This is a genomic window from Anaerophaga thermohalophila DSM 12881 (assembly GCF_000191885.1).
In the GTDB taxonomy this organism is placed as follows: domain Bacteria; phylum Bacteroidota; class Bacteroidia; order Bacteroidales; family Marinilabiliaceae; genus Anaerophaga; species Anaerophaga thermohalophila.
Map to the genome: position 1 here is coordinate 95,192 of NZ_AEWI01000014.1, position 16,892 is coordinate 112,083.

Annotated in this window: 12 protein-coding genes; 9 read left to right on the forward strand and 3 right to left on the reverse strand. The window is 43.2% G+C overall.

Annotation, left to right across the window (positions count from 1 at the left end):
• Nucleotides 1-104: 104 nt before the first annotated feature.
• The 6 genes from ATH1_RS0106410 (at nt 105) to ATH1_RS0106430 (ending at nt 8,173) form a co-directional block, all read left to right on the forward strand.
• Entirely contained in the window at nt 105-2,669 is a 2,565-nt protein-coding gene (locus tag ATH1_RS0106410) for an OmpA family protein (RefSeq protein ID WP_010419126.1), read from the forward strand.
• Between the two features lie 23 nt (nt 2,670-2,692).
• The gene (locus ATH1_RS0106415; protein ID WP_245531727.1) at nt 2,693-4,309 is read left to right on the forward strand and encodes a hypothetical protein; all 1,617 of its coding nucleotides are present in this window, start codon (nt 2,693-2,695) and stop codon (nt 4,307-4,309) included.
• 34 nt (nt 4,310-4,343) lie between these two features.
• A complete protein-coding gene (locus ATH1_RS0106420) occupies nt 4,344-5,777 on the forward strand; it encodes a DUF5723 family protein (protein ID WP_010419132.1) in 1,434 nt (477 codons plus the stop codon).
• A 141-nt stretch (nt 5,778-5,918) separates the two neighbouring features.
• Nucleotides 5,919-6,197: a hypothetical protein gene (locus tag ATH1_RS0106425; RefSeq protein ID WP_211208075.1), complete on the forward strand. Its 279-nt coding sequence runs from the start codon at nt 5,919-5,921 to the stop codon at nt 6,195-6,197.
• Nucleotides 6,198-6,321: 124 nt separating this feature from the next.
• Entirely contained in the window at nt 6,322-6,510 is a 189-nt protein-coding gene (locus tag ATH1_RS22570; RefSeq protein ID WP_085930710.1) for a hypothetical protein, read from the forward strand.
• Between the two features lie 106 nt (nt 6,511-6,616).
• Complete coding sequence (locus ATH1_RS0106430) at nt 6,617-8,173, forward strand: glycine--tRNA ligase (protein ID WP_010419138.1); 1,557 nt, start codon at nt 6,617-6,619, stop codon at nt 8,171-8,173.
• A gap of 20 nt (nt 8,174-8,193) precedes the next feature.
• Here the strand turns inward: ATH1_RS0106430 and ATH1_RS0106435 are convergent, their stop codons facing one another.
• Nucleotides 8,194-9,576 carry a polysaccharide deacetylase family protein gene (locus ATH1_RS0106435; protein WP_010419139.1) on the reverse strand — a complete coding sequence of 461 codons (1,383 nt, stop codon included), beginning with the start codon at nt 9,574-9,576 and terminating at the stop codon, nt 8,194-8,196.
• Between the two features lie 3 nt (nt 9,577-9,579).
• Nucleotides 9,580-10,431 carry an AAC(3) family N-acetyltransferase gene (locus tag ATH1_RS0106440; protein ID WP_010419141.1) on the reverse strand — a complete coding sequence of 284 codons (852 nt, stop codon included), beginning with the start codon at nt 10,429-10,431 and terminating at the stop codon, nt 9,580-9,582.
• A gap of 631 nt (nt 10,432-11,062) precedes the next feature.
• Here ATH1_RS0106440 and ATH1_RS0106445 point away from each other — a divergent pair.
• The 3 genes from ATH1_RS0106445 to ATH1_RS0106460 all read left to right on the forward strand — a co-directional run bounded on the left by ATH1_RS0106445 (nt 11,063) and on the right by ATH1_RS0106460 (nt 15,580).
• Nucleotides 11,063-12,649 (forward strand): aspartate:alanine exchanger family transporter, encoded by a 1,587-nt coding sequence (locus ATH1_RS0106445; RefSeq protein ID WP_010419144.1) that lies wholly within the window; start codon nt 11,063-11,065, stop codon nt 12,647-12,649.
• A 99-nt stretch (nt 12,650-12,748) separates the two neighbouring features.
• On the forward strand, nt 12,749-15,112 hold the full coding sequence (gene pbpC, locus ATH1_RS0106450) for a penicillin-binding protein 1C (protein ID WP_245531728.1): 2,364 nt from the start codon (nt 12,749-12,751) through the stop codon (nt 15,110-15,112).
• A 219-nt stretch (nt 15,113-15,331) separates the two neighbouring features.
• Nucleotides 15,332-15,580 (forward strand): YfhL family 4Fe-4S dicluster ferredoxin, encoded by a 249-nt coding sequence (locus ATH1_RS0106460; protein WP_010419148.1) that lies wholly within the window; start codon nt 15,332-15,334, stop codon nt 15,578-15,580.
• Nucleotides 15,581-15,969: 389 nt separating this feature from the next.
• Here the strand turns inward: ATH1_RS0106460 and ATH1_RS0106465 are convergent, their stop codons facing one another.
• The gene (locus ATH1_RS0106465) at nt 15,970-16,728 is read right to left on the reverse strand and encodes an NYN domain-containing protein (protein ID WP_010419151.1); all 759 of its coding nucleotides are present in this window, start codon (nt 16,726-16,728) and stop codon (nt 15,970-15,972) included.
• Nucleotides 16,729-16,892 lie beyond the last annotated feature (164 nt).

The following is a 16,892-nucleotide window of genomic DNA, read 5'->3' on the forward strand; positions in this document are numbered from 1 at the left end:
TGCATCGGTTACCAGGGGAGAAACACAAGCACTTCAGTACAACAAGAAACAGCCAGTAAGAGTCTGTAGAAAATAGATTTGCAATATTCCCAAACTTAAAAAATATGAAAATACTTTTAAGTAGAAGCCTCTTCTTAATTAGCCATATTTACAGGCTTCCGGCATTTTCCACGTGGACATCGGCGAAACCGGCTTTTTTCGTCTCTTTTTTCCTGTTAATGGTCTGCTTTCCTTTTTCTTTTTCACAGGAAAATCCCAAAATCGATGTTAGTGAAATCATCTCCCGTTCCGAATATCTTGGAGAAGAATTTATTGTTGAGAAATTCAACGAAGCGGAAAAATATTATCAACGGGGATACTACGAAGGCAGTTACAGGGCTTTTAAACAACTTTACGCCATTACCGATGAGGTTGTTCCTCTTAACTATAAAATGGGCGTCAGCGCACTTTTGGGAGGACATTCCGATGAGGCAGTGAGGTATTTATTGAAGAGTCTGCCGGATGTTGCCCGCGATTATTACCTCCAACTCGGGTATGCTTATCAGGCAGCTCTTGATTATGATCGTGCAAAGGCAGCTTTCGAAAAATACAATGATACTTTATCAGAACGTGAGAAAAAAATTTTCAGAACCCGTTACAATCAATTGATCAGGGAGTGTGAATATGGAATGAATAATGCTGCTGACTCAATTCCGGCGTTTGTTATTAATATGGGGCCTGCGGTAAACAGTTATTTCGATGATTATGCTGCAGTTGAAAACAGCAGGCATGAAAGAATATTTTACACCTCAAAAAGACCGGATCGATTGTCCGAAGAGCCGCAAAGCCGTGAAAACTTTGAAGAACGTGTTCTGGTGGCAGCCTATACCGAAGGAATGGTATCCGAAGGGATCGAGGTTCCCGGGTTAAACAACAGGTTTAATACAGCTGTCGCAGGCATTTCACCCGAACAGAACTTTTTGTTTGTGTACAAGGGGAAAAAACGCAGCGGACAGATCAGATTAGCGGATATCACCGAAGAAAAGACAGCACGCCCGTTTGCTGTCAGGCACCGGATTGATAAAAAAACATCCAAAGAGACTACCCTCACCGAAGCCAAAGGCGGCACTGTGTTTTTTGTTTCCGACAGATGGGGCGGAGTAGGGGGCAAAGATATTTGGGTCACTACCCGGAAAAGAAATGATCGTTTTACACGGCCTCAAAATATTGGTCCCGAAATAAATACACCGCTGGATGAAGAAGCGGTTTATGTCACTCCCGACGGGCAGACACTTTTTTTTGCATCGAACGGACACCCGGGATTGGGCAGTTTTGACATATTTAAAACCGAAAAAAACGAGAACGGAGAATGGACTGAGCCTGTGAATATCGGACAGCCATACAACAGTCCTCACGATGACCTGTTTTACCATCCATCCGCTTCCGATTCACTGGTGGTGTTTCTTTCTTCCTCACGACCCGGTGGTTATGGGGGGCTGGATTTATATAAGATTAAGAGAGACCTGCGTGTTCCGTTTTACATCGGTGGGAAAATCGTTGACGGGCAAACCCGGGAGCCTGTCTTTGCGCAGTTGTCACTGGTAAATACAGTAAGGAATGAACAGATTTTCTCAGGAGAGAATGATTCTGTTACCGGTGAATTTTTCATTTCCCTTGAAGATACAGCCGGTTATATTTTACAGGCGGCTTCCGTAGCCTATAAGATGCAATCTGCCCGGGTTCCTCTACCCGAAAGAAGACACGACACGGTAATCCTTAATTTTGAGATGGAGAAATTAAAACATCCGTACACGGTAAAAGGAATTATAACCGATAAAGATACCGGAGAACCTGTGAATGCTGAAATCTTTTTTGCTGATCTCGAAACGGACTCTCTCATACACCGCATTTTCTCCGAACCTGAAACCGGAAAGTACGCCATTACCTTTGAGGACAAAATAAATGTTGAAATGACGGTGTCAGCAGAAAATTATTACAGCTATTCGTCCGAATTATTACTGGAAAAAACAATTGGGCAGGAAGAGGTGAAAAATATAGTACTCGAAAAGAGCGTCATTGCCTATACCTTGTCCGGGAAAGTCACCGAAGAGAATTCCGGCAATATTATACCGGCTGAGCTGGCAGTATTCCGCCCGGGAGAAGATGATGCATTTGAGGTTTGTTATGCCGATTCGGTTACGGGCAAGTATTCACTGACCGTTTATGAGCGGGGGCCCTTCCTCGTTGAGGTTAATGCCGACGGCTATTTTTTCAAAAATATGCCGCTTCAGTTCCATCCGGATACTACGCTGAAAGTTTGGAATATTGAGCTTCAGCCCATGTCGAAAGGTGCAAGCATTGTGGTGGAGAACATTCTGTTTACCACGGGCAAAGCTACCTTGCGGGCCGAGTCGTACGGACCACTCAACAGACTTGTTCGCCTGCTCAGGGAGAATCCCTCTGTGAGAATAGAGGTTTCAGGACACACCGACAATACGGGATCGGCATCGCTGAACAAACGCTTGTCAAGAGCCCGGGCATTGACCGTGAAACGTTACCTGGAATCTCAGGGTATTGCACCCGATCGTATTGAATATGAGGGCTATGGTTTTGACAGGCCGATTGCTCCCAATACTACTGCTGAGGGAAGGGCACAAAACCGAAGAGTGGAAATAGAAGTAATAAATTAAAGTTGATGATAAATTTTGACGTTATGAAGACTCACCACGGACTGATAAAAATTTTGTTTTTCTCCCTTTTGCTGGTGCTATGGGGATGTAAAGACGATGATATATGGGTGAATACCGATACCTTAAACGATAATCGCCAGGTAGAGATTGCTGCGCCTGCCGGTGAATTAACCTATAAAATTTCCGATTTGCTTGAGGATATTGATAACGAACATGTCTTCGTGGACGAAGAGGGGCTGGTCAATGCCAGATATGACCAGGAAGTTGATATTGAATGGGAAACACTTGTGACGTTGAACGACTTCGGAGAAACCTGGTATTTTTCTCCGCTCGACCTTTTGCTGTCACCGGGATTGCAAGGCGAAGCTGCCGGGGATTTTAAGGAAAAGGTAAAACTTAATATGCGCGATGATGTTCGTTACGATACTATTTTCATGGATGATGGTGTTTTAAATGCGGAACTGAGCATCCCAGACGGAACGACCGGTAATGTTTCGTTAACCATCCCTGAAGTGTTGAATAACGGGCAGCCTCTTGAATATTCATTCGTTGCGTATGGTTTCAACAATGTGTTCAATATTTATGAAAACCTTTCGGGTATGAAAGTCATACCTTCGCATTCGCAGGCACAGGATTCAAGTTATCTTTCCGTAATAACCACAGTTGACTTGCAAAATGCCGATCTTGGCGATGTGGAGTTGGATTTTGCTCTGACAGGTATGACGCCGGGGTTAACTTTTGGCTATTTTGGCCAACAAACTGCGTCAAAGCAGGATCAGGAGCTTAGCTTTGATTTTTTCGATGAGCTCGATGTTATTGACGAAATAGAATTTTTTGATTTAAACTTAAACCTCGAGGTAACAAGTGGAATAGGAGTTCCTTTTAATGTAAGGGTGGAAAACATGGAATTCTTTAAGCAGGACGACCAGCCATGCGGCGTTTTGACAGTTAACAACAACCCCTACATCGATCTTTTCCTGGAACCTGCTGTTAACGGCAATCCTGTCGGAAATTCGGTCACAACGTTCGACATCAACCGTGATAACTCTGAAAATATAGTTGATATTGTAAACAGCTATCCGGCCCGGATGGTTTTTGATGTCACTTCATCTTCCAATCCGGCCGGAGAAACAGGCGTTAAAAATTTCATGGGGCCTGATAATATTCTCAGGGGTAAAATGAATGTAATATTCCCCGTGTGGTTCAAAACCAGTGATTACAGTCGTAAAGATACGATCGACTTTGACATTCATGATATCGTTGGCGACGATGAAGAAGACGTGCGCGAAATTGAAGAATTCATAGTCTGGTTTGATTTTTACAGCAGAATACCTGTCGATATTGTAGCCAGCGCATGGGTCATTGATGCACAAGGTAATAAAATTAGTGATCTGCTTACAAGTGAGACGAATGTTATTGCAGCAGGCAATCCCGATCTGGAAGAGCCTGCCCATACGGCGTTTTCCGACAGCATTTCGGGAGAACAAATCAATGAGTATTTCGACAGGAATGCCATGGAAATAGTTATTCAGACAAAATATAAAACCTCTGAAGAGCAGGGATATATCAAAATATATGATGATATGGACTTCAGAGCGGTTGTTTCTTTTGAAGGGCGGGGTAGAATTCCTTCCTTCTAAAATTCATTGTATTATCCGAAAATAGCTGTTAGAGATGAACATCACAAAATATATACTTGCCGTTTCTGTTGCTTTGGTTCTTCTGTATTCCGCAAAAGGGCAAAGCCCGATGGGGCTTTATTTTATGGAAACCATACCTCAGTCTCACCAGATCAATCCTGCCATGCAACCCCGTGCCAACGCTTTTTTTTCTTTGCCTTCGGTCAATACTCTTTTTCAGAGTGATATGGCCTTTGACGATGCTTTCCAGGAAGCAGGTAACGAGTGGATCACGCCGCTGAGCGAGCGTTTCGACTATTCCGATTTTTACGGGACCATCGGAGAAGTCGCCAATATTAACCAGTATGGCGATGTCGATATTTTGGGGATCGGATTTCGCTCCGGAAGAGATTATTTTACTTTTTCACTCGGAGTTAGGAGTGTAATGCAAACCGGGTTGCCGTCCGATTTATTTAAAATTGCAGAATTGGGTTTTCCGGATGGTGAAAGTTTCGATTTTTCTTCAACCCGCATAAAACAGGCTCTATATCACGAACTGGCTTTCGGGTACAGTCGGGAATGGAACGATAAGTTCACCTTCGGGCTCAAGTTTAAGCCACTTTTCGGAATCGTTGGCGGTGTTACCGACATCGATCGATTTCAGCTGAACACCTCCCGGACACAGTGGGATATGATGGTTTCCGGTATGGTCTATTCTTCAGCGCCGATTGATGTTCAGGAAGGAGCTCCCGGTGATTTTCCGGAGTCCATAGATACCCGTGATCTTTCGGATGACGAAAAAACCGATTATTTTAAGTCGTTAAGCAATGGTGGTATGGCCTTTGATTTAGGCGCTGTCTACAGGTATGATGAGCAATTGACTTTTTCTGCAGCCATTACCAATTTAGGATATGTCAGGTTTAAAGATGATTTGAACAGCCTCTCCTTTAACGGAACCTACTCCTTCGAAGGAATAAATGTGGAAGGGTCGGATGAGGACGAGATCGAACAGGCCTTTGAAGATATTGCCGATTCAATCAAAACGATTATTGAGTATGATGTGAAGCATGAAAAGTTTAGTGTGCCGTTATCCCCGTTACTTTATGTCGGGGGGTCTTATCGGCTGACACCGGCTGTTACATTCGGACTCTTGTCGAGAAGTGTTTTTCAGAAGAATAATTTTCGTCAGGACTTTAATCTTTCCGCCAATTTACAGCCTTATAATTTCGTTGCACTTAACCTGAACTACGGCGTAAGTCTTAATGGCGGAAACGGAGTAGGTATGGGAACATCATTCCTTTTAGGCCCGCTACAGCTATATTTCGCGGCCGACTATATACCAACGAGTTATGCCGATGTTTCGTTCGACGATGGCGATTCATTTCCCATGTTTTATAAGCAGAAAGACCTGAGTTTCCGGTTTGGGTTAAATCTTATTTTTGGTCGTCATGGTTATCGCGACGAACCGATGTTAGCCGGTAACAGATAAGTACGGGAAGGTTGATTATGTGTTGTCATTTTTAAGCGGGAACAGGGATCATCTGTTGCCTGAAGCGCGAACAAGGCTCCTGGCGCTTAGTGGTAAAGAGTGGGTCGCCCGGTTACTTTTAATCCTAAAGGCGGGGAGGAGGTGGCATTCAATGTTAACAGTGCATTCCCTTCTCCCGACAATCCTTTTTATGATGAAGCTGAATGTACAGGGAATCTTTTGGAGTTATTCATGTCTGAAGAAATATCTAAGGAGCTGGCTATGTTTTGTGTTGACAACTATAAATCGGAATTACCTTTTTTTGCAGAAGAAAAAGGAAAATTGTATCTGGAGAATATTGACTTTTTACTGAGGTTCTGGAAGAAAAACAATTATTTTACAAAACCGATCATTTCGTTTACCGGTAACCCAAAGGAATAAGTTAATGTTTAATTTTCTATAAATGAGCTTACTCCTTAATATTTTGACCGACTTTTCGGGATTATATTGTTTTTCTTGAGTAGAACGGAGCCTGAAAGGCTCTATATTTATAATTGTTTGAGACATAAAGAAATCGACGCCGAAGGTGTCATACATTTATAAGTGCAGTTTAAAAAGCCTTTTGACCCCTAAATCCCCTAAAGGGGACTTTTTCAAACTGCTGATTTTTAGCAGTTCCCCTTTAGGGGTCAGGGGTAAAAATCAGCAGTTTGAAGGCTTTTTATACTGCACTTATATATGCCTTACCGGCTAATGTCTGAATTGATTTCCCCAAAATTATTCGCGATAAACATTTTTTCCCTTATTTTTGTGCACTTTACAAAGAGTGAATTGGACAATAAAAAATAAAACATCATTTTATGGCCCAGGAAGACGTGTTTAAGAAATTGGTAGCCCATTGCAAGGAGTATGGTTTTGTGTTTCCTTCCAGTGAGATATACGACGGTTTAGGTGCCGTTTACGACTACGGACAGAACGGGGTGGAGCTCAAAAACAACATCAAAAAATACTGGTGGGATTCCATGGTGCTGCTTCATGAAAATGTTGTGGGACTCGACTCTGCTATATTTATGCATCCCACTATATGGAAAGCTTCCGGCCATGTCGATGCTTTCAACGATCCGCTTATCGACAATAAGGACAGCAAAAAAAGATACAGGGCAGATGTACTGATCGAGGAGCTGATGGCCAAATACGAAGGTAAAATTAATAAAGAGATAGAAAAGGCGCGTAAAAAATTTGGTGACGATTTTGATGAAGCCAAATTCAGGGAAACCAACCCGCGTGTAAAAGCAAATCAGGCCAGGCTTGACGAAATACACGGAAGATTTGTAAAAGCCCTCAATGAAAATGATCTTCAGGAGTTGCGTCAGATCATCCTCGATTATGATGTGGCTTGTCCGGTTTCAGGTTCTAAAAACTGGACGGAGGTGCGTCAGTTTAATTTGATGTTCTCTACCGAAGTGGGGTCTACAGCCGAAGGTGCTTCCAAAATTTATCTTCGTCCCGAAACGGCACAGGGTATTTTTGTCAATTTCCTGAATGTGCAGAAGACCGGGCGGATGAAACTACCGTTTGGAATTGCCCAGATTGGAAAGGCATTCCGCAACGAAATTGTGGCGCGTCAGTTCATTTTTCGCATGCGCGAATTTGAGCAGATGGAGATGCAATTTTTTGTCAGGCCGGGCGAGGAAATGGAATGGTTCAACTACTGGAAGCAGGTGCGCATGAAGTGGCACAAGGCACTTGGAATGGGAGAAGAAAAGTACCGCTTTCACGACCACGATAAGCTGGCGCATTATGCCAATGCTGCTACCGATGTGGAATTTGAAATGCCGTTTGGCTTTAAGGAAGTAGAGGGCATTCATTCACGTACCGATTTCGATTTGTCGCAGCATCAGAAATACTCGGGCAAGAAGATGCAGTATTACGACCCGGAACTGAATAAAAGTTATATCCCTTATGTCATCGAAACCTCTATCGGTGTTGACCGGATGTTTCTGAGTATTTTGGCGGGCGCCTATACCGAAGAAGAAGTCCCTGGCAAGGATGGTCAGCCCGGTGATACACGGGTGGTATTGAAACTTCCGCCCGTACTTGCTCCTGTTAAGCTCGCCGTTTTGCCCCTCGTGCGTAAAGACGGACTGCCCGAAAAAGCACTCAGGATAGTGGACGAGTTTAAGTTCGATTTTAATTGTCGTTACGAAGAGAAAGATTCCATCGGGAAACGTTATCGCCGTCAGGATGCCATTGGAACACCTTACTGTATCACCGTGGATCACCAAACACTTGAAGATGACACAGTCACCATCCGCTACCGCGACAGCATGGAACAGGAACGTGTAAAAATTTCAGACCTTTACGACATTATCACCAACCGGGTGAGCATGAAAGAACTTTTGAAAACGCTTGTTTAATTTCTTGCCGCCAGGATACTCTATAGCGCGTTAATTTTTCTGTAAATATCTATGCCCCTCACGGGTTGGGGCTTGTGTTGCATTATTTCTTTAAGTAGATGTTCGTAGAATTCAGTCACACCGGGTATTTCAATATCGCTTAACCGGCAATTGTGCCAAAGCAGACTGAAAATGCCCCCGAATTTTTCAGCTTCTGCTGTATAATGCGCCACGGCTTCCTGCAATCCTGTAAAGCCCGCTTTCCGGTAGTTTAACACGGAGACTTCCATCATTACAAGAGGAATTTCCCATATTGGCATCATTTTGTCATTTTCAAAATCAAAGGGATGAAACGGCCAACAGTAACCGTTCCTGTAACCATCATGTTCGGCAAACGCCAGCGATGTATCATACTTAAAACCTGCCCCCTGCTGGTTTTTAAATGTCAATGGGATGGAAAAGCGTAGATAGTGCTGACGAATTCCAACCGGCTCGATGCCGGTAACCCGACTGAATTCACTCTTTTGTTGGAGCAGGTTTTTGGCATCGATAGCCGATCGCATTGTTCCATGAAGTCCTGCTTCAAATCCATCTTCCGAAACTTTTGTAATTAAGTTTTTTATCTTTTTGTAATGGTATTTGTAAAGTGAATTGTCAAAACGGTCTTCCTGTTTTAAAAAGAAGAAGGTTGAACGAATACCCAGGCGTTTTTCAAGGTTCATCATCCAGTCAAAGTTCCACCAGGGGTCTTCTCCTCTGAAAGGATTCAGGTTGTAAAAAACGCCCTGGAAAAATAACCTCGCGGCTTTAATTTTACTGTAATTGACTGGTGCTAAACCAATGATTTGTTTAATTTTATAGAGCACATTAAATGGGTGATAAAAAGCCACACGATCAACATCATGACTCAAAAAGAATCCGAAATTATCAAAGAGTTTTCGACGCCTGATTTTACTGTTGTTCAGTTGTGCGTGTGCTTCCAATCCTTCGAGAATCATCTCGAAATAATAGTTGACAAGGGGGAGATGTACGCAATTCAGCTTTTTTTGGATTGATAAATTGTAAGGAAATCTTCCGAATTGATCTGTCTCGTTTGCTTCGTATTCTTGCTGTCCGGACAATAAGTAGAATGCCGAAGAAAGTAAATCGTGGTGAAAAATTACGTTCCCTTTTTGGTCGATCTGAAATACGCTTTCTCTTTTGTGACTCTGTCCAAACAAGACAGGAATTTTTTTGCCTCTCCATGTGACCATAACCGGCTCAGGTTCTTTTGCTCCGCGCAAACTAAATATCAGTTTCCCTGAAGTGTTTTCAGGAACTGATTCTGATTCTTTCAAAACCAGAATATTGTCACGGTCGATTTCGGGAATGTGGTGTCCCAAATGAGTTAAAACATAAGATATTTTGTTTGGAGATAAGAGCATGTTTCAGTGTAGTTTATCTTTTAATATTTTGATTGCAGAGTGCCATTTAACGGAGAGCCAACTTCCTTTGGAATGAGCCCAGTGAAGTCTGCAATCTTTACATGTTGGATCGTCACAGAAAAAGAAATCGGGGTTTTCTTTCATAATTTCAGTGTCAATTTTCAGTGTTTGGTCCATCGGTGTAACATGGCAGATTGCATTTCCTATTTTCCCTTCAGTTACGATTCCTGCGTTTTGATAGAAAGGATGAAATTTTTTGTACCCTCTGGTGCATCCGCCCTGCCAGTTAACTTTGCATAATTGGATATTGCCATTTTCATCAATAAAATTTATGCCTTTTTTCTCGGGCTTTTTAATCAGGCCTGCATTTTTTTGAGCAACATGGATGGTTGTACCCCAATTCACATTTTTCCCTACAGAAATATTTAATGCACCCCTTGCAGCCAAATCCTCCAAAACAGCATCTGCATAACTTTTATATGTGTGATTATCGATAATATTGTGTGCCAGCTTGCCTATTGCAACGAATTTCCGAACCGGATGCTGACTCCTGACCATTCCTGGGTGTTGAATCATTGCATTTACTACAGCTCCTGTATTTGCCGGACTTTTTTCGTTACTTATTTTCTTAGCATTTGTCTCACTTAGGGGTAAGGGGTAAGTATCAACAATACCATCGCCCACAATTGTTCCACCGGGACCTACAACATCAAGGAATGCATCAACAAGGGTAGAAGCTCCTCCATCAATCCAGCCAATGGATTTCAATGAAATCTTCAAGTGAAGCAAGCTTCCCTGTTCAATTCCAAGTTTTTTTATGTCTTCAATTAACTGTTCTTTAGTAAAACCTTTCATCCTACTGTTTGATTCAGTGTCTGTTAATAAAGTGCCATTTACGGTGTTATACTTGTTCGAAGATTACTCATTTACGATAAGTAAACTCCGTATTTTCGGACTTTGTAGCTTTTAGTAAATGAAACGAGCATGGCAAAGTTTGCCACAAAATAAGAATATGTATAAGTTCTTGCATGCGAGTTCCATCCGACCTTAATAAATAAATTATATACTGATGAAACTTTCTGGATAGACACATAATTTGGTACACCTTTTCTTTCCTTTATAGACGGTCACTGTTTAAAAATCACACGTTTAGTTGAATTCTAAAATTCAAATGTGCAACAAAAAGTCAAAAATAACAATGAGTTTGGTAACAAAGATGCTTTTTAGACTGCACTCATTCTTATGTTCTGGCTTTTGATAGCAATAGTCAATTTGACGAGTGTACTTTTAGGTTGAATGGATACTGAAAGGCTTCAGCCTATTCTTCTTATCGACAGACGTGGGCAGTCGTGGTGAAAAATTTGTATGGATGAACTTATATCTACTGTCACTTTTTGGACGTTAATATTATTTAACCTCGTACATAAAATTGAATAGTCATTTCATCTAACTTTGTACCACGGTTCTAATTCTAATATCTGATTCAATGGAAGTTTTTACAACGGAGTATTTTGGCCTTTTCGTCATCATTTGCCTGGGTTTCATCCTGGGAAGCATCAAAATAAAAGGTATTTCTCTCGATATCTCTGCCATTATTTTTGTTGCCCTTATATTCGGGCACTATGGGATGACAATGCCGCCGATTATCGGAAAGCTCGGGCTTGTTCTTTTTATTTATACCATTGGTATGCAGGCGGGTCCGGGATTTTTTGAATCGTTCCGGAAGCAGGGACGGAATCTTGCCATTTTGGCTACCATAATTGTCGGGTCGGCGGCTATTATTACATTGATTGCGTTTAAGTGGACAGGTATTGAGACACCGGTTGCCATCGGACTTCTTTCCGGAGCACTTACAAGTACACCGGGACTCGCAGCCGCCATTGATGCCACGGGTTCGTCTCTCGTTTCCATTGGTTATGGAATTGCTTATCCGTTTGGTGTTATCGGTGTTATTTTATTTGTCAGGCTTTATCCTAAGCTTATTAAAGCAGATTTAAAGAAGGCCGAAAAGGAATTTGAGAAGCTGAACGAATCGGGATATCCCGAGATAAAAAGTAAAACTTTCAGGGTTGAAAATGAAAATGTTATCGGTAAATCGATATCCGAACTGAAGATAAGGTCAATGACCAAGGCGGTTATTTCAAGAATCATGCATGAAGGCGATGCAGTGGTTCCTTCTCCCGAAACTGTTCTTTTAAAAGGAGATCTCGTAAAGGCTGTGGGTACCGACGAAGCACTCAGTAAATTCCGGTTATTAATTGGAAATGAAACCGACGCGGAGATTCCGCTTCATAAATCCTATGAGGTTCAGTCGATTCTGGTTACCAATAAAGAAGCGGTTAACCAGCCATTGGGAACTTTCAACCTGTGGAGCAACTATCAGGCTACAGTGACACGGCTCAGGCGCAGCGGCATTGACATTACACCCTCACCATCCATGCGGCTTCACATGGGCGATAAGTTGACGGTTGCCTGCAGCCGGGAAAACATGAAACAGGTGGTTCGTATCTTTGGGAATGACGACAAAAAGCTTTCCGATACCGATTTTTTCCCTGTTGCAGCCGGGATTGTGCTTGGGATTTTGCTCGGTGAACTATCGCTTTCGTTTGGTGGTGGTATGTCTTTTAACCTGGGGCTCACCGGTGGAATACTGGTTGTGGCCATGATTTTGAGCCGTATTGGACGCACCGGCCCTGTAATCTGGAGTATGTCGGGTGCCGCGACTCAATTACTGCGACAAATAGGCCTTATGTTTTTCCTTGTTGAGGTTGGTACCAAGGCCGGAGCACAACTTGTTGACACCTATGCGGAATATGGGTCTCAGCTTTTCGTGATAGGAGGCGTTATTACTTTAGTTCCTATGATACTGGCTGTTGTAGCATCTCATTTTATGAAAAACATGAATATACTGACTTTGCTTGGCGGCCTTACGGGGTCCATGACCAGTACGCCCGGCCTGGCTGCTGTGGATTCAATGACCGATACCAACGCGCCTGCCATTGCTTACGCTACGGTTTATCCTGTGGCAATGGTGTTGCTCATTATTTTTATCCAGTTGCTTGCATTGTTTTAGGAATCCAAAACGAGGATATGTATAAGTTCTTGCATGCGGGATTTCTCCGATAAACGGGGGCAGGCTATTCGGCCAATACATTAGATTAATTTTATATTAATGCAATTTTCGCCACGAAAATTATCAGGCATAATATTATCCCGAAGAATGTTTCGTTTTCTTCTCGCAGGGATGATGGTGTTTGGGTTATTTCTTCTCGTTCCCGTTCCACGTTTTTCTTCATCTCTTTGTACCGTTGTTATGGCAGGTGACGGTTCACTTCTGGGGGCTCATATAGCAGATGACGCGCAGTGGCGATTCCCGGCACCCCGGCAACTTCCGGAAAAGTATAAAACATGCCTTCTCCTTTTTGAAGATGAATATTTCTATTTTCATCCAGGCATCAATCCTGCATCCATTTTGAGGGCAATGAAGCAAAACATCAGAGCAGGAAAGATTGTTAGCGGGGGCAGTACCATCACTATGCAGGTGGCCCGCATGTCTGGAAATGCACCCCGCACCGTGCAGAACAAGCTTTGGGAAATGATCCGGGCTTTGCGCCTGGAAGTGGCTAAAACAAAAGAAGAAATATTACTGATGTATGCTGCCAATGCGCCCTTCGGTGGCAATGTAGTGGGGTTAGAAACGGCAGCCTGGCAGTATTTTGAGCGACCTCCCGACCATTTGACATGGGCCGAAGCTGCCTTACTTGCTGCTTTACCCAACTCACCGGGGATGCTTCGTCCCGGATTGAATCAGGATAGACTAAAAGAAAAGCGGGACCGGTTGCTTCAAAAACTATTCGAAAAGGGACATATTGACACCACTGAACTACGATTGTCCATTGCCGAGCCTTTACCCGGTGGACGGCGTGAGCTACCCGGCGATGCTCCTCATCTGATCGACTATTTTCTGAAAACCAGACCCGGGCACAGAATCGTAACCACTATAGACAATGATCTGCAACGAAGGGCTTCCAGGGCCCTTCAGCGGCATTCAGAAAGATTGGCGGCCAATCATATTCGTCATGCCGGAGCTTTAATCGCCGACGTGGAAACAGGCTACGTTTTGGCTTATGTTGGAAACAGCCGGCCGGGGGAAAAAAAGGCAGGACATTCGGTGGATATGGTGAGAGCAGACAGAAGCTCTGGTAGTATTTTGAAGCCTTTCCTTTATATTGCAGCGCTTCAGGACGGATTAATTCTTCCGGAAACGCTTTTGCCCGATGTACCGACTCAGTATGGCAGCTATGCTCCAAAGAATTTTTATCCCCGCTTCGACGGAGCAGTGCCTGCAAACGACGCCCTTTCCCGATCCCTTAATGTGCCTTTTGTCAGACTCCTTAAGCAGTATGGCGGAGACAGGTTCCTGAAGAAAATGTCCGATGCAGGAATTTCCTCTTTGAACAAAAGTTTTGATCACTACGGATTGAGCCTGATTTTAGGTGGCGGAGAAGTAAACCTTTGGGAACTGGCCTGCAGCTATGCTTCTCTGGGAAGAACCTTACGGCATTATACAGAAGAAGGCAGCCGTTACCGGACAAACGATTTTCATTCATTGTTTCTTGAAATTCCGAATAAGAAGGAAGTCACTTATACCGATTATCCGCCTGTGTTTTCTGCCGGGGGCATCTGGTGGGCATTTGAAGCGATGAGAAGTCTCGCCAGGCCACCTGAAGAGTCAGGCTGGGAGAACTTTACTTCCGGACAGAACATTGCCTGGAAAACAGGGACCAGTTTTGGTTTTCGTGATGCCTGGAGTTTGGGGATTAATGGTCGGTACGTTGTTGCTGTTTGGGTTGGGAATGCTTCCGGAGAAGGAAGAGCCGGTCTTTTGGGTGGAACCACTGCCGGACCACTGATGTTTCAACTTTTTGATCTCTTACCTCAAGGGGAATGGTTCGGGACGCCATACGACGACATGACCGAAGCTCTGATTTGCAGTAGTTCCGGATACCTGGCGGGTACTTTTTGTCCCGATCCCGATACTTTACTCATCCCCAACAGCGTTAAAGCACCACCTGTTTGTCCCTGGCACAGGCTGGTGCATCTGACACCCGACCGTCACTTTCGGACCCGGATTTCGTGCGAATCAGACGGAGAGATTATTACTGAGCCATGGTTTGTGCTTCCCCCGGTTATGGGTTGGTATTATAGTCGGCGAAATGCTGATTATCGTTTTCTACCGCCCAAAAAACCAGGCTGTTTTGATGAAGAAAACAACCCGATGGAATTCATCTATCCGAATCCCGGGGCAGTGGTTATCCGCCCCGTCGACCTGGACGGAGAGAAACAGGATATTATCTTTAAAGCGGTGCATGCCAATGCCAGAGCTTCTGTCTTCTGGCATCTGGATAATAAGTACCTTGGGCGGACAAGTGCACCGCACGAAATAGTGTGCGCCCCCGATCCCGGAAAACATGTTTTGACCATTGTTGACAACGAAGGGAATCGTTTGAAGAGGATGTTTAAAGTTATCGAGTAAGGATTATTTAAAAAATATAAATAACTTTGGCTTTTGTTTGAACCTGTGTTATCTTTGCGATGTTAATTTCAGTAGTTTTGCTTCACAAAGAAAACATCTCAAATTTTCTCAAAATGCTTTTGAATTTGAATCCGGGTTCCTTTGTTGAGCGGGAAAATATTTTCCCGGTTGATAGGTTGCCGGACATTTAATTATCAACTTACTAAATGGATATGTATTATGGCTTTACTAATTAATGAGGATTGTATTTCATGCGGCGTATGCGAAGCTGAATGTCCCAACGATGCCATATCGGAAGGCGACAGCATTTTTGTGATCGATCCTGACCGTTGTACAGAGTGTGTCGGGTTTCATGATGAACCTCAATGCATTGATGTATGCCCTGTAGAATGTATTGTTCCTGATCCTGAGCACGAGGAGACAAAGGATCAGTTATTGGAGAAGAAGAAAAAACTGCATGGGGAGTGAAATAGCCGGGTTTAATCCCGTAAACTGATTGTAAAATTTGCCTTTGTGGCTGAAGGTTGGGGGTTCCGTTATTGGGACCCCCTTTCAGTATCCCGCCGGTGAGATTTGAATTTATGCGGCTGGTGCGGATTTAAAATCCACCTAACTCATTTTGCACTTGTCCATCCAAGACTTGTCATCCTTATAAAATTTATTTTTAAAGTTGGATGAAATTCGCATGCAATAACTTATACTTGTTCTTTTGTAACAAACCTTGTCATGCTCGTTTCATCCTAATAAAAAACTCTTGACTTGCAATAAAAACCAATTATTATGCTGTATTCTGTATATCTGCTATCCGGTTTTTTGCGTTTCATGTCACAGAAATTTTTTTTGAAGGGGTAGTGGAATTATTTCTTAGTACTCTTCTTTGGTTTCTCCTTTTTCCGTACATAAATCAACTTAAGCTGACCTTTGGAATTTTCCCGCTTTTCAATTTCAAAATCACTAATTGATTTTATAAGTGGTGTGAGTTTTTGAAATCCGTAATTACGCGAATCAAAATTGGGCTGTTTCTTTTGAATCAGGTTTCCTACATCCCCCAGAAAAGCCCATCCGTCATCGTCGGCAATGTCGTCAATGGAGCTTGAAATGAGGCGGATCACTTTGGGTGTGATTTTATCTACGGTACTTTTGGCCGGTTTTTTATCTTGTTCCGCTCCATCATCCTCATCGCCGGCATTTTTCAAAATTTCGATGTAAACAAACTTATCACAGGATACAATGAAGGGATCGGGTGTTTTCTTTTCGCCGATACCTATCACCATCATCCCGGCTTCCCGCAAGCGTGTAGCCAGCCGTGTAAAGTCACTATCGCTGGAAACCAGGCAGAACCCGTTTACCCGTTCCGAATATAAAATGTCCATCGCATCAATAATCATAGCCGAGTCGGTGGCATTCTTGCCCGTGGTATACCCGTATTGCTGAATGGGCATAATGGCATTTTCCAGGAGAATATTCTTCCAGCGCGCCAGATTTGGCTTGGTCCAATCGCCATAAATCCGCTTGATGGTAGGATTGCCGTATTTGGCAATCTCTTCCATCATCTCTTTTATATAGCCCGAAGGTATGTTGTCCCCGTCAATGAGGACTGCTAATTTTAAATCCATGCTTGCAAATTACGAATAATATTTTTCATCCGTATAAAATAAGTCTAAGTTATTGGTCTGATGGAACTCGCATGATTGGGTTTTATACATGTTCTTTTGTGACAAACCTTGTCATGCTCGTTTCAATTGAAGGATAGATTTTTAACTTAGCCCAACTTGTCATC

What these genes read in the sequence shown, in the direction of transcription:
- ATH1_RS0106410 (WP_010419126.1), top strand. Translation starts at nt 105, where the DNA reads ATGAAAATACTTTTAAGTAGAAGCCTCTTCTTAATTAGCCATATTTAC.
- ATH1_RS0106415 (WP_245531727.1), top strand. Translation starts at nt 2,693, where the DNA reads ATGAAGACTCACCACGGACTGATAAAAATTTTGTTTTTCTCCCTTTTG.
- ATH1_RS0106420 (WP_010419132.1), top strand. Translation starts at nt 4,344, where the DNA reads ATGAACATCACAAAATATATACTTGCCGTTTCTGTTGCTTTGGTTCTT.
- ATH1_RS0106430 (WP_010419138.1), top strand. Translation starts at nt 6,617, where the DNA reads ATGGCCCAGGAAGACGTGTTTAAGAAATTGGTAGCCCATTGCAAGGAG.
- ATH1_RS0106435 (WP_010419139.1), bottom strand. Translation starts at nt 9,576, where the DNA reads ATGCTCTTATCTCCAAACAAAATATCTTATGTTTTAACTCATTTGGGA.
- ATH1_RS0106440 (WP_010419141.1), bottom strand. Translation starts at nt 10,431, where the DNA reads ATGAAAGGTTTTACTAAAGAACAGTTAATTGAAGACATAAAAAAACTT.
- ATH1_RS0106445 (WP_010419144.1), top strand. Translation starts at nt 11,063, where the DNA reads ATGGAAGTTTTTACAACGGAGTATTTTGGCCTTTTCGTCATCATTTGC.
- pbpC (WP_245531728.1), top strand. Translation starts at nt 12,749, where the DNA reads ATGCAATTTTCGCCACGAAAATTATCAGGCATAATATTATCCCGAAGA.
- ATH1_RS0106460 (WP_010419148.1), top strand. Translation starts at nt 15,332, where the DNA reads ATGGCTTTACTAATTAATGAGGATTGTATTTCATGCGGCGTATGCGAA.
- ATH1_RS0106465 (WP_010419151.1), bottom strand. Translation starts at nt 16,728, where the DNA reads ATGGATTTAAAATTAGCAGTCCTCATTGACGGGGACAACATACCTTCG.